The sequence below is a fragment of the Flavobacterium sp. Leaf359 genome, from assembly GCF_001423985.1.
Taxonomy (GTDB): domain Bacteria; phylum Bacteroidota; class Bacteroidia; order Flavobacteriales; family Flavobacteriaceae; genus Flavobacterium; species Flavobacterium lindanitolerans.
The window spans coordinates 518267-532360 of sequence record NZ_LMPW01000001.1 but is presented as its reverse complement, the minus strand read 5'-3'; the positions used below and the strand labels follow the sequence as shown (position 1 = coordinate 532360).

Annotated in this window: 10 protein-coding genes; 9 read left to right on the top strand and 1 reads right to left on the bottom strand. The window is 37.3% G+C overall.

Annotation, left to right across the window (positions count from 1 at the left end; all coding sequences use genetic code 11):
* Positions 1–110: 110 nt before the first annotated feature.
* From ASG38_RS02340 to ASG38_RS02310, 7 genes are all read left to right on the top strand, one after another.
* Entirely contained in the window at positions 111–2120 is a 2010-nt protein-coding gene (locus tag ASG38_RS02340) for a hypothetical protein (RefSeq protein ID WP_056066571.1), read from the top strand.
* 79 nt (positions 2121–2199) lie between these two features.
* Positions 2200–4347 (top strand): hypothetical protein, encoded by a 2148-nt coding sequence (locus ASG38_RS02335; protein ID WP_157485979.1) that lies wholly within the window; start codon positions 2200–2202, stop codon positions 4345–4347.
* Positions 4344–5168: an N-acetylmuramidase family protein gene (locus ASG38_RS02330; RefSeq protein ID WP_056066565.1), complete on the top strand. Its 825-nt coding sequence runs from the start codon at positions 4344–4346 to the stop codon at positions 5166–5168. The genes ASG38_RS02335 and ASG38_RS02330 overlap by 4 nt, the downstream gene beginning before the upstream one ends.
* Before the next feature lie 27 nt (positions 5169–5195).
* Positions 5196–5570 carry a hypothetical protein gene (locus ASG38_RS02325; protein ID WP_056066560.1) on the top strand — a complete coding sequence of 125 codons (375 nt, stop codon included), beginning with the start codon at positions 5196–5198 and terminating at the stop codon, positions 5568–5570.
* Between the two features lie 94 nt (positions 5571–5664).
* Positions 5665–6525, top strand: a complete 861-nt coding sequence (locus ASG38_RS02320; protein WP_056066557.1) for a neutral zinc metallopeptidase — start codon at positions 5665–5667, stop codon at positions 6523–6525.
* A 60-nt stretch (positions 6526–6585) separates the two neighbouring features.
* Positions 6586–9012: a glycosyl hydrolase family 28 protein gene (locus ASG38_RS02315; RefSeq protein ID WP_056066554.1), complete on the top strand. Its 2427-nt coding sequence runs from the start codon at positions 6586–6588 to the stop codon at positions 9010–9012.
* A 74-nt stretch (positions 9013–9086) separates the two neighbouring features.
* Positions 9087–9620, top strand: a complete 534-nt coding sequence (locus tag ASG38_RS02310) for a GNAT family N-acetyltransferase (RefSeq protein ID WP_056066759.1) — start codon at positions 9087–9089, stop codon at positions 9618–9620.
* Between the two features lie 7 nt (positions 9621–9627).
* Here the strand turns inward: ASG38_RS02310 and ASG38_RS02305 are convergent, their stop codons facing one another.
* Positions 9628–11163 carry a YifB family Mg chelatase-like AAA ATPase gene (locus ASG38_RS02305; RefSeq protein ID WP_056066551.1) on the bottom strand — a complete coding sequence of 512 codons (1536 nt, stop codon included), beginning with the start codon at positions 11161–11163 and terminating at the stop codon, positions 9628–9630.
* Between the two features lie 202 nt (positions 11164–11365).
* Here ASG38_RS02305 and ASG38_RS02300 point away from each other — a divergent pair, with 202 nt between their 5' ends.
* Both ASG38_RS02300 and ASG38_RS02295 read left to right on the top strand, forming a co-directional pair.
* Positions 11366–12568 carry a GAF domain-containing sensor histidine kinase gene (locus ASG38_RS02300; protein WP_056066549.1) on the top strand — a complete coding sequence of 401 codons (1203 nt, stop codon included), beginning with the start codon at positions 11366–11368 and terminating at the stop codon, positions 12566–12568.
* Positions 12569–12634: 66 nt separating this feature from the next.
* Positions 12635–13993 carry a CoA-disulfide reductase gene (locus ASG38_RS02295; RefSeq protein WP_056066546.1) on the top strand — a complete coding sequence of 453 codons (1359 nt, stop codon included), beginning with the start codon at positions 12635–12637 and terminating at the stop codon, positions 13991–13993.
* Positions 13994–14094: the final 101 nt, after the last annotated feature.

Below are 14094 nucleotides of genomic sequence, written 5' to 3'. Positions count from 1 at the left end.
TACAGCTAATTGCCAAATAAGAATTTTACACCGTCGGTTTTTAGCTAAAAGACAAGGTGTAATCTGAAAAACCTTAACAGAGTAAGAATCTAATAATTAAATTAAAAAAAATGTCACAAGTAACCCCTCTTGGCTACCCACACGCTGGAGCCGGAACCGTAGAAATTCTTTTGGAGAAAGAAGATGGAGCAGATTTCGCAGTCCTTTTTTCTCCAGACCCGAACAACATGCTTTTAAGAGATAACGGATTGCCAATGCAGTTCTATTATTATCCGAAGTATCCAAGACTATCCAAACATCCTGACGGAAGATTTAAATTCTCTATGCAGGTATTCAAATCGGAAGCAGATGGTACTACTGTAATTGGTGCCGAAGGACTTGAAGAAGAAGCAGGAGCCTATACAACACTTACCAGTACTATTGACCTGCCGGAAGCATTGCTAAAAAAAGCAATCGACAAATTAAAGATTAAACTGGATGCCGAATACAAAAGCCAGAGAACTTCAAAACTATTCGGACTCTTCTCTTTCCTGAGAGGTGTCGATAAAGATTTTAACGCTACAAACGTAAGGCCGATACAGCTAACGGAAAACACTATTGCCATGCACGTAGTGGGTGAAAAATCCCAAAGCAATCCTTTTGGAGGCTCCAACCCTTGGTCATTTAATATTCAGGGAGAAGGCAGCGGAACCACTTTTGGACTTGGCGATAATGCCCTTTCTATCTTAATGGGAAGAAACAGTGCCTCATTGGTTAGAAGTGCTTTAGAAAATGGTACCAATAACCTGGTTGTTGAAAACAATATAAAGTATAAAGCTTATATGCCAACAACTGAAATCAAGGTTACTGTAAATGCCAAAAAAGTACACAACTATTTCTCTTCCAAATTCAGTGCAGGAATCAGCTGGTTCCGTGTCAACTGGGAACATGAATATGAAAAAATTGTAACAGAAGGCGGTATCACAACCGAAATCATTACAGATAATCAGTTCTCTGATGCCGAAAGAAAAAAAGTGGAAGAACAGCTGATGACAAAGGCCAGAGACTTTGCTTTTGAATTGTTGAGAAAGCAGATACTGGACCCAACCGATAAGAATTTTGGAGGTGAAACTTCAGAATCGGAAAAACTTCTTAATATCTGGAACCAGGGAGCCAGTATGGGATTCAGCTTAAAGTCCGGGCAACAGGTTAGAGAAGTGAATTTCACAGACAGTATCCGATTCTCTTCTATTGAAGTATTAAGCTCAAAAATCAGCGGTAACCTTACTCCTCTTACATTAAAGTCCGGAACTGAAGCCAAAACAGAACTGAAAAAATACATCTCTGAAATCCAATTAGATGAAGATTTTTCAAAAGTTCAGGTAATTGCTTCTTTGAACGGAGGATTAATCAAATTAGACAAAGACAGCGACATCGTCAATGACAGTCCTGTAAGCCAGGTTTCTATTGAAGTGGGCTATCCGGATTCTAAAGGGAAAATTATCTGGAAAAGTTCCGGAAGAATGATTGCTCCGGAAGGCACTCCGTATGTAAAAACCACAAGCAGAGCCGGCAAAGAAATCGATGCCATCTTCCCTGCTACCTGGAACGACAAATCCAAAGAAAAAAATGCTTTCGTTTTTGACTTCGTAAAAAACAACGGAGCAAGCAAAGTTAAGGTAAGACAGAATATCATGTATGAAAAAGACAAACGGGTAAAACTGAAAGACACTGTCAATGAATATGAATTTGAAGGTACCAAAATCTTCATTCCGCTATTGGTTCAGAACATGATTAATTACAACCTGTCTACTGAAGAATTGTTTGAATCAGATACGCTGGAAGTCACATTTAAAGCAGACAAAATGGCAACTAAAAAGTTCAAATTCACAGCAGATAACTATGAGGAAATGCTTCCTTATAAGGCCTGGTATGAATTAGACTATAACATCAAGCCTACAGAATACAAGGTAAAATATACCTGTAAGGGCAAGATTGGTAAAAAAGCTAAAAAGGTTACCATTTCAACAGATTACCAAAAAATAGATTATCTGGAAGGTGATATCTTATTTGAAATTCCAACAGGAACCGATGCGCAAAATGCCGACATCGAAAAAATAAGAGCTCCATTCATGGAATAGTATTTTTTTTAAACAGTTACAAAAGGGACAAATGTCCCTTTTGTTTACTAAAACCCAAAGATTCTCAAAATTAGAAATCATGCCTGACTTAAAAACCTTTAAACTGGAAGGGACAAAACTGGTTCCTACCAATCGATTCAATCTGGAACCCGCAAAGCCGAGTAACTCATTTACTACGGTGGTAAGTCCTGATACACCTTTCACTGTTATTGAACATCCTATTATCCATTCTATCAATATTGACAGACCTGTCATAGGTATCCTTCCAATCAACAGCTATTTTCCTTTAATCGACGGAGATACAGCAATAGATGAAAGTGCCTCTTTTAAAGACTATAGCGATAGCAATATCACCCTGCTTTTCCCCGAAATTGAAATAGCACCAAACAACAATACGCTTTTCTATTATGAAAATGTATTGGATAAATCCGGAAAAAACAGCGGACTTATGGGAAGGGTGACGCTCAAATACACCATCAAAAACAAGCCTTTAAAAGCCAATGAAAAGAATATCACCCTAAACCTGAAGGAAGCTGTATTAAACCTCAAAATAAAAGACGACAGCATCAAAATTAACGGCATAGTAACACCCGAAAAAAATGAAATCCAGTTTGATTTAAAGGATGAAGCTGTCAAAATCGCATTTCTTAACCTGATTACCCAAATCAATAACCTCAAAAGTAGTATCGACCTGTTTTTTGAATTTAAAGGCTATTCCAAATTCAGGAAGAATTTTTTAGTAGCCCGGAATATCGGTTCCATAAAAAACCTGAAATTCTTCGGAAACGAACCAAGAACAGAAAACATCAGGACACCAAAAACATCCATCCTAAGCAATCCGCTCGTCATCAAATCAAATGCCCCGAATACCATAATCTCAAGACGTTCGATATTGGAAATTCAAAAGGAAAACCACCTGAATACGGATGTACAGGCAGAACTGGTAAAAAGTACTTTTCTCCTGCGGGTAAACAAAACGTTGAATTATCCTCTGTCTTCAGATACTGCTACAAGCCTTTATAAAACCATTGGTGGCGGTTTTATCAATAATCCATTCAATCTCAACGAAGATTTTTCCCAATTCAAACAAATTTTTGTTCCGGGAATCCATTTCAGCAAACTTTCCATCTACAAATCCACATTACAACCCAACACCTTTTTGCTTATCTCAAAAACATACGGGCTATCACGCGACCTCGATACCATGAAACCTTGTATTTCTACCATATTTCATGCTTATGAAGACGGAACGAGTACCCAGGAAGAAATCTCTAAAATCAACTTTCAGTTTGCCTTAGGGCCCAACCTGTCCGAATTTGATTTGGCGAAACTGAAAATTGAATTGCTGCAAAACAACTATATAGACGGCGACAAGACCGATTATTTTGAAAAAGTCCAGTTTCTTTTTCCTAATGACATCGAATCCAATTATGAAATCAGTGGTAATTATTTCCTGCAACAGTCTGATATCTCTACAGACGGCAAACATTTCCTGTTCAATCTGTCAACGGAAAACCTTTCGGAAGCCAGTATATTGATTAATGCCCTGAACAACACCATATCCCAATTCGCAAATATCAATTTCAGGCACAAAGAAATCAAAGACACCAGCATTATTGAACTCAATCTGGAAAAAACGATTGGTGAAATGATTGAATCTGTCATTGACAATACCTCCAAAACAATTAAAATCAGTAACAAGTCCATCTCAAAATGCAGGCTTAATTCCGTCTTGTTTGTCAATAATGAAAATACTGCCTATTTCAACAGCACCTATTTCAACAAATTTCCTGACTTAATCAGTAGTGAAAGTAAGATTTTAGATAGTATCGCCTTAAATCCTAATACCAAATCATCTACGGTAAAAAATATTTTTTTTGATTTTGAAAGTATTGAAGATATCAGTTCCGAATTCAGCCAGATTGTTTCCCAATCCACCAGCTACAACCGCTACCTGCAAATTGAAATCAAAAAACAGAAAACTGCCACTTCCAAAATCACTATGGAACTGCTTGTGGAACAAACCGGAAGCCGATTCACCATTGAAAAATTAAAAGCTGAATTTGCTATTCCGGTATTATTCAATTTTATCGTCAAGAACAGCATTTCAACCAATACGCTGTTATCCTATAAGGTAAACTACTTTGACAAGAACGACAACCTTGTCAAATCGCAAAATCATGTATTTGATTACTCCACCTCATCTAAAATAACCATTAACCAATGAAAACAATTCGATTAGGAACAAAGTCGGCAGAAGTGAATTACCTGAATGAACTCCTGCAAAAACTAGGATATCCCTTACTGGTATCCAATTACTTCAGTCCGGACACCGAAAAGGCCGTAAGAGATTTCCAGCTAAGCCATTCTTTGGTTGTGGATGGAATTGTCGGGATTAAAACCTGGTCCAGACTCTTAGAGATTGCCAATGTTGGATATGCTTCCAACAACAAACTGCTTTCAGAACAGAATCTTATGGATTTTGCCGGTTTTCACAATCTGGAACTTGCCATTGTAAAAGCAGTCAATGAAGTAGAAAGCGGCGGAAAAGGTTTTCTTGTTGACGGACGCCCAAAGATTTTATTTGAAGGACATGTCTTTTGGAGAGAATTGGACAAGAGAAATATCAATTGTAGTAATTATGTAAATAATGACACTCAAAATATTTTATATCAAAACTATACTAAAAAATATTATGTAGGCGGTTCAGGTGAATATGACCGTTTGGAAAAAGCCGCCGACCTTAACCCCGATGTTCTTTTTAGGGAAGCAGCTTACTGTTCGGCTTCCTGGGGATTGTACCAAATCATGGGATTCAACGCTCCATCATTAGGCTATGCGAGCATAGACGAATTTGTAGAGAAAATGTACCTAAACGAAGGTGAACACTTAAAAGCTTTCGGACTGTTTCTGGAACAAAACAATCTTATCAGGCTACTAAAAAACAAGAATTGGGCAGAATTTGCTCTTAGGTACAACGGAAAAGGCTATAAAACCAACAGATATGATGAAAAGCTGATGAAAGCATATGCCAGATATTCTTCTTGAAACAATAAAAAAATAAAACCGTATACTATGAACCCATCTGTAAACCAAATGATTGCCACTTTATCCAATAGAGTCTTGCGTTTTGAAAAAGCAAACAGCGACAGAGATTATTCCGGCGGCGGCTGGTATGAAGAAACAAAATATGCCCTTTTTTTATATCCGGACTTTACCGTACTCTATATTCTGGAATCCTTTAGCAGCGTATCTGGCGGAGGACTTTACCTGCCCAATAAGAACACCCAGGAATATAAGGGCACATGGAATGTCTGTGAAGAAAACCAAAAAATATGCCTCCATTTGACATTTGAAGATAATTCCTCCCAAAAAATAGAAACTGAAAATTTAGGTTATGGCATACAGAAATTAGGAGACCAGGTCTGGAACCGATATCTTATTAGCTGAATAATTAACAAATAAAAAAGATTTCTAATTCCATTCTCATAATTATTTACTTTTTATTCAAAAATGTATTTAATTTGTATAAAAACACAAAATCATGAAATGGCAAGGCAGAAGAAAAAGTGATGACCTGGAAGACAGACGAGGTCTTGGTTCAACTGGCAAAGTAGTTGCCGGAGGTGGACTTATTGGAATTATCATCTTATTAATTAACATTTTTGGAGGCGAAAGTGCCCAAAATCTTGCTCCTATTTTAGAACAAATGCAGCAGGGACAGTCAGCCCCAACAGAATCCAGAGAACTGACTGCCAAAGAAAAAGAAGAAGGAGAATTTATAAATGCCTTGCTTATAGATAATTTAGATGTCTGGACAAAAATTTTCAAAGAAAACGGCTGGACTTACAAAGCTCCAAAATTGGTTTTGTTTAGCGGACAGGTAAGCACTGCCTGCGGTGGTGCCAGTTCTGCTTCCGGCCCATTCTACTGTCCCGGTGACCAAAAGGTGTATATGGACATGACTTTCTTTGACGAATTAAAATCAAAATTTGGGGCCAAAGGCGGCGATTTTGCCGTGGCCTATGTAGTAGCGCATGAAATTGGTCATCACGTACAGACGCTTTTAGGAACCTCAGCCAAAATGAGACAGATGCAGCAAGGACTAAGTGAAGCCGAAGCCAACAAACTTTCCGTAGCCTTAGAACTTCAGGCTGATTTCTATGCCGGTGTCTGGACACATTATAACGAAGAAATGAATCAAATCTTAGAACCCGGCGATATTGAAGAAGCCCTAAGTGCCGCGAATGCTGTTGGTGATGATGCCATTCAAAAGAAAATGCAAGGACAGGTTGTTCCCGATTCTTTTACACACGGAACTTCAGAACAACGGATGTATTGGTTTAACAAAGGATTTAAGACCGGAGACATAAAGCAAGGTGATACTTTTGCTGAAATACGATAAAAGAAAAGGATTCTGTTGAATCCTTTTTTAATAACTATACACCAAAATCTTTTAACAAACATGAAAAAAACTATCTATTTAGCACTGCTAATGTGCTTTATGACACTAAATGCGTTTTCTCAATTAATTACCTACGCCAATCCTCCAGACACATTAGTACTGGATAACCCCCCTCTAGATGCACCCTTAACGGGTCTGACAGGAATTACACCTGCAAATTATAATGTAGGTAGAAATACCAGATATTCTGTCAGGGTAAAAGAAACAAACTCATCTGAATGGAAGAATTTATTTGTCTATAGTACTTTTGTAAATAATACTCATGGAACTTTGACTAAAAGCAATATGTCTTCATTTGTTAATTTTGATTTTAGCGGTTCTGTAACAGTTGAAATTACTTGGAATTCAGGACCTACACCATACAATTCCAATGATGTATTAATAAGACCAATATCTAAAAACATTATTCCTACAGTTAGTAATGATAAAATTACTTTCACTTTAACAGAACCTGGAAAATTTTCAGTTGAACTTTTAGGTGATAGATACAGTGGCTTACACCTTTTTGCTAATAATATTTTAAATTACCCTGTTCCAACCGGACCCAATGTACATGTTTACCCACCGGGAATACATGAATATGATTTAAGCCTAAATACTCAACATAAAAAAATCCATATAATGCCTGGAGCGGTTTTAATTGTAAGACCCGTTTCCGAAGATTATTCAAATTATAAAGCCCGAATAAAACTACTGGACAATGACGAAATATATATTCAAGGTGGCGGTATCTTAAAAGGCGGAATCATAGGTGAAGATGTAAGCAACGTTAAAATATATGGCAGAGGTATCATCGATTTGACCAATTATAGAAAACAATACAATGAAGTTTTTAACAATTATGACTATATCAGGCCTATAACCTTTTTCAGATGTGATACTATCTCAATTGATGGCGTGACCCTCAATGATTCACAAGATGTCAATATGTTATTAGGAGATAACACTAATGTGGAAATAAATAACGTAAAAGCATTTACAAGAGCTAGATGGGGTGATGGTATCCATATGAAAGGATGTATTGATGTCAAAATTGACGATTGTTTTCTAAGAACCTCAGACGATTGTATTTCCATATACGCTTCCAGATATACTCCACCAAGTTGGGAAGAAACTTATCTAAACAGACCTGCATTAAATATAACCGTAAAAAACACAAGTTTATACGCTGATAAAGCGCATCCAATAGAAATAGGCTGGCATGGCAATGAAGAAAGAGATGGCATTGAAGGCCTGGACATTTACAATTTATTCTTTAATAATATAGATATTTTAGAGCATGACGAACTTTGGATTGATCCGGATGGAACTGTTCGTGAAGATGCAGGAGATTTTTTAGGAGCGATATCTATTAATTGCTCCGATGGAAATAAGTGCAATAATTTTCTATTTAAAGACATTCGGGTTGAAGATTTTTCTAATGGCAGATTATTATCCGTAAATGTTGAAAGCGGGGGTGTTGGTGCTGCAATGACTGATGGTAAAACAGTTGAGAATATCCGTTTTGAAAATTTAAGCTATAATGGAAGTGGTGAAAAACCTTCCTCAATAAAAGGAATTAACTGTGAAAGGTTTGTCAATGGTGTACATTTTGAAAATTTCACAGTAAATGGCGTATTAATAGAGGAACTATCGGATTATAATGTTGGTGGAGTCAACATGTTCAATACTAATAATTATGCTTATAACATTACTTTTCAGGAAGCGAATAATTTTTCCATGAATTTAGCCTCCGGACTATACACCATAAGCAATTTCGACAACAATCAATACCTTCAAAAAAATTCAAGCCTTCCTTATGTCAATTCAACAACTATTTCAGGCAGTTCTTATTCGAACAATCAAGTTTGGGAAGTGATCAATTTGGGAACAGGACATTACAAAATACAAAATTATGATACTGATAAATACCTTCACAATTCACTTGACCTTCAAGCGGTCAATTGCCAGGGAAGATATATACAAACATTGGATCCACTTACTATGACTGCCCAGGAATGGAAAATAGTTGGAGACAATACTACAGGTTACAAAATAAACAATGTCTATACAAGAGGTTATTTGCACCGTTCTGACGAAACCAATAGCTATTTAGTAGCATTGCCTAAAATTGATAATGAACCTCGTCAACAATGGAAATTTACTCCATATAGTCCACCAATTGCTTTTCGTAAACAACTTAAAGATACCAATCCAAAAAACATCAATGTTTATCCAAACCCCTTAGTTGACTATATAAACATTAACAATCTTAGAATTAAGAATGCAACGTTTAAACTTGTGGATATTCAAGGAAGAACAATTAGCACTAAGCAAATAGACAGTGAAAATTCCCAAATCTATGTTGGTGATTTAGCAAATGGTCTCTATTTAGTAACGATTGAAGATAACGGCCAAATCATTTATTCAAATAAATTTATAAAATAAATTGAAGTATAAAACTCCGACAGGGTTTAAACCCTGTCGGAGTTTATTATAAGTGTTACATTTGAAAAATGAGCATGGAACTTACTTTTAGAGAACTAAAAAAAGCTGAACTAATTACAATCAAAGAGATTAATCGTTCAGAAATAATCTACGAAATTTACAAATATGTAAATGGAGCGCTGATTCTCAAACCCGAATATTGTGTTGTGGAAGCTTTTGACCCTAAAGAACTGGAATATATTATCACTTCACAGAACCGTATTCTTGAAGAAGGAGGAAAAGTTATCGGTGCTTTTGACAACGATACGATTGCAGGTGTAGCTTCCGTTGAAAACAAAAAAAGAGGAATCCGTTCAGAATATTGCAAGATGGACATTCTGTATGTCAGTGCTGATTACAGAGGAAAAAGAATTGGCCACAAACTGATTGAGGAATGCAAAAAAATTGCATTGGATTTTGGAGCAAAAAAACTCTACATTTCTGCTACGCCAACGAAGGCAACCATTGATTTTTATAGAAATGAAGGTGCTGTTATAACCAAAGAAATTGATTCCGATTTATTTAAGCTTGAACCTCTTGATATCCATCTTGAAATAGATTTGACTTAATGCCATATTACCCCAACCAACCTTCCCTATCCAAACTCCTGTATTGAATGGCTTCCGCTATATGGTGCGAACTTATGTCTGTTGCACTTTCCAAATCAGCTATCGTACGGGCTACTTTTAATATCCGGTCATAGGCTCTGGCGGAAAGATTCAACCTTTCCATAGCCGATTTTAATAATTCCTTCGAATTCTCGTCTAACGGGCAAAACTCACGAATCAGTCGGGTTGACATCTGGGCATTGTAATTTACTTTTTCATAGTCCGAAAACCGAAATACCTGAATTTCTCTTGCCTTGATTACCCGTTCCCGGATACTGGCACTGCTTTCTGCTTTTCTTTCTTCAGAGAGTTTATCAAAAGGAACCGGCGTTACTTCAATATGAATATCAATCCTGTCCAGCAACGGTCCTGAAATTTTATTCAGATAGCGGCTCGTTTCATGAGGCGATGATGAAATGGAAGATTCCGAATTATTAAAAAAACCACTCGGACTTGGATTCATACTGGCCACCAACATAAACGATGACGGATAGGTTATGGTAAATTTTGCCCTTGAAATAGTAACTTCCCTGTCTTCCAAAGGCTGACGCATGACTTCCAATACTTCCCGCTTGAATTCCGGCAATTCGTCCAAAAACAATACGCCATTATGTGCCATTGAAATTTCTCCGGGCTGTGGGTAACTTCCTCCTCCAACTAATGCCACATTAGAAATGGTATGGTGCGGACTTCGGAATGGTCGCTGGCTCATCAATCCGGCTTCTTTTATTTTTCCCGCTACACTGTGAATTTTTGTGGTTTCAAGTGCTTCCCGTAAAGTCATAGGTGGTAGAATACTGGGCAAACGTTTTGCCAACATTGTTTTACCGGCACCTGGCGGACCAATCAATATAATATTGTGTCCTCCTGCTGCTGCAATTTCCATACAGCGTTTAATGGACTCCTGCCCTTTTACATCGCTAAAATCAGACTCCGGAAATTCTAAAGTCTTATAAAACTCCGCTCTGGTATCAAAAACGGCAGGAACTATATTTCCCTTACCTTCAAAAAAATCAATGACTTCCTGTACATTTTCAACACCATATACTTCCAGGTCCGAAACAATTGCAGCTTCTTTTAAGTTCTGTTTTGGCAGAAAAAAGCCCTTAAAACCTTCTTCTTTAGCTTTGATTGCAATGGGCAGAGCTCCGCGAATTGGCTGCAGGCTTCCATCTAGCGAAAGTTCTCCCATAATAACATAACGGTCCACCTCATCAGATTGTAACTGACCTGATGCCACAAGAATGCCAATAGCCAAAGTCAGGTCGTAAGCAGAACCTTCCTTTCTTAAATCGGCCGGAGCCATGTTAATCGTGATTTTCTTTCCCGGCAGTTGGTAGCCGTTATTTTTTAATGCCGCAGCAATGCGATAGCTGCTTTCCTTTATGGCATTATCCGGCAATCCTACCAGGTGGTAGCCTATACCTTTATCGATATTTACTTCAATGGTGATTGTTGTGGCTTCTACGCCAAAAACGGCGCTTCCATAAACTTTTACTAACATGGCGTATACTAAATTAATTAAGCTAAAATACTAAATTTCTTATTTGGAAACAGGAAAAATTTTAGGCACAAATCTGTTAAACTCCATAATAAATGTCGAACCAAATTAGAAATAGAATATTTTTATCATTTATTAAAAAACTAAAAAACCATTAACCTATTTTTTTCGTATAAGTAAAATATAACCTATTTATTCGCTTCCAATGATTTTTCCTCAAATACCACACAATGAGAAGGAGCGTCTTGATGCCTTATTGGCTTATAAAATATTAGACAGCGCTCCGGAAAAAGATTTCGATGACATAGTCAAACTCGCTTCTGAAATCTGCCATACTCCTATTTCAACCATTACACTGGTTGATAAAGACCGCCAATGGTTCAAATCAAAAATTGGCCTTGAATTTTCAGAAGGAGCCAGAGATACTTCTTTTTGTGCCCATACATTAAATAATCCACGCGAAATGATGATTGTGTCAGATTCGCTTGAAGACGACCGTTTTTATGACAACCCTAATGTTATTGGTTATCCTAACGTTCGTTGTTATGTAGGTGTGCCTTTAGTTGATCCGAACGGCCATGCTTTAGGTTCGTTGTGCGTTATTGACAACCAACCGAGAAATTTGGATAATTTCCAACTACTGGCCTTAGAAAAATTAGCCAATCAGGTTATCAATCTGTTGGAATTAAGGAAAAAGAATTTCCAATTAATGGAAAACCACAACATGCTGCTTTCCAAATATAAAGACCTGGAGCAATTTGCTTCTATCGTTTCACATGATATCAAATCTCCTTTGAACAATATCATGATGTTGACCCGGTTACTTCAGGAAAGCAATCATGACCAGCTTGACGGAGACGGAATGCAGATGCTGGGTTATATTTACAAATCATCCGAAGAGTTGAAAAAACTGGTAGATGCCATTTTAGAGTATTACAAATATGACAACGAACAGGTTATTGCCAATGAAAATATCAGGCTCAATGACTTCATGCAATATCTCATTGATATACTGGATACTAAAAATGAATTTCAGTTCATACTCCCCGAAAAGAATCATAAGATTCGTTCCAATAAAATGGCTTTGGGACAGATTTTTTATAACCTTATCAGCAACAGTATAAAATACAACGATAAGCCAAAAGGCATCATCCATATTGATTTTTCTGAAACAGAAGATTTTAATATTATTTCTATTGAAGACAATGGCTGCGGTATCGATAAAGCCAACCATCACAAAATCTTCAACATTTTTGAAACTTTAGGAAAAACAGACCGTTTCGAAGCAAAAGGAACCGGAATAGGACTTTCAACCGTACAAAAAATGGTACAGAAGTTAAACGGAAAAATAGAAATTGAATCGGAATTAGGGAAAGGAACCCGATTCAAAGTATTCCTCAAAAAGTAATCTCTCCCTATCTTTTTTATATCAGCCAAAATGTTTACATTTAAGCATCTTGGCTGATTTTATTTTATGAAAAAACAGAAACTTATTATAATTGGCGGCGATGCTGCCGGAATGAGCGCCGCTTCGAAAGTGCGACGGGAAAACAAAGAAATTGAGATCATCGTATTTGAAAAATCGGAATATACCTCCTATTCCGCTTGTGGCATTCCGTATTTTATTTCAGGAAAAGTAAGTTCTTCCGATGAACTCATTATAAGGACGCCGGAACAATTCAAAAAGAAATATAATATTGATGCGCGTATACTGCATGAAGTACTTGAAGTAGACACAGACCATAACAGAGTTTTGGTTAAAAACAGTCTTGAAAAAACACAATTCTGGGAAAATTATGACAAGCTGCTGATTGCTACCGGAGGAAAAGCGTATTGTCCTGAAGTAGAAAACAGGGATGCTGATGGCGTCTTTGGCGTTTCAACATTAAGAAGCGGTATAAAAATCAATCACTATATAGAAAATAAGAAACCGAAACACGCAGTCATTGTTGGTGGCGGTTATATTGGATTAGAAATGGCCGAAGCCCTTCTTATCAAAGGCCTCAAAGTTTCCTTAATTAATCGTTCCGAAGAAATCATGAACACCCTTGACCCTGACATGGGCAAGACCATTCGTGAGGCTATGGAGAATTTGGGAGTCACTATTTATCTTAAAGAAGAACTCAGGCACTTTGAAGTCAAAGACGATACCGTTTCTGCGGTTGTGACGAATAAGCAGAAACTGAAAGCCGATATGGTCATTTTAGGAATGGGAACAAGCCCAAATACTGCTTTTCTAAAAAATTCAAAGATTGCCCTGTCTGAAAAAGGAGCCGTTAAAGTTTCCAGAACACAAAGAACCAATATCCGAAATGTGTGGGCTGCGGGTGATTGTGCCGAAACGTACCATCTTGTAAGCAAAAAACCTTTTCATGTAGCTTTAGGAACCGTAGCGAATAAAACCGGTGTAGTTGCCGGAAAAAACATTCTGGGGCAAAAGGCTACTTTTCCCGGAATTGTAGGAACAGCCGTCTGTAAAATATGCTCCTATGAAGTAGCCCGAACCGGACTACTGGAAAAAGAAGCAAAAACTTTAGGAATAGACTACATAACGGCAACCATACAATCCAAAACCAGAGCCCATTATTATCCGGATGCCAAAGATATCTGTGTAAAACTTATAGCCGAAAAGAACACAGGAAAACTGCTTGGCGGACAGATTATTGGTGAAGAAGGCGCCGCAAAAAGAATTGATGTGCTGGCAGTCGCACTTACGAATAAACTCACCTTGAGAAACATTATCGATTTGGACTTATCCTATGCGCCTCCCTTCTCTCCTGTTTGGGACCCGGTGCAGATTGCTGCACGGAAACTAATTGGTAACCAAGAATAAAAACAGTTGCTCGCAAAGACGCTGAGTCGCTAAGCAAAAAGTATGAATTATGAAATCTATCCTGATATAAAGTTTCGGATAATCGATAAAAAAATTAAAAA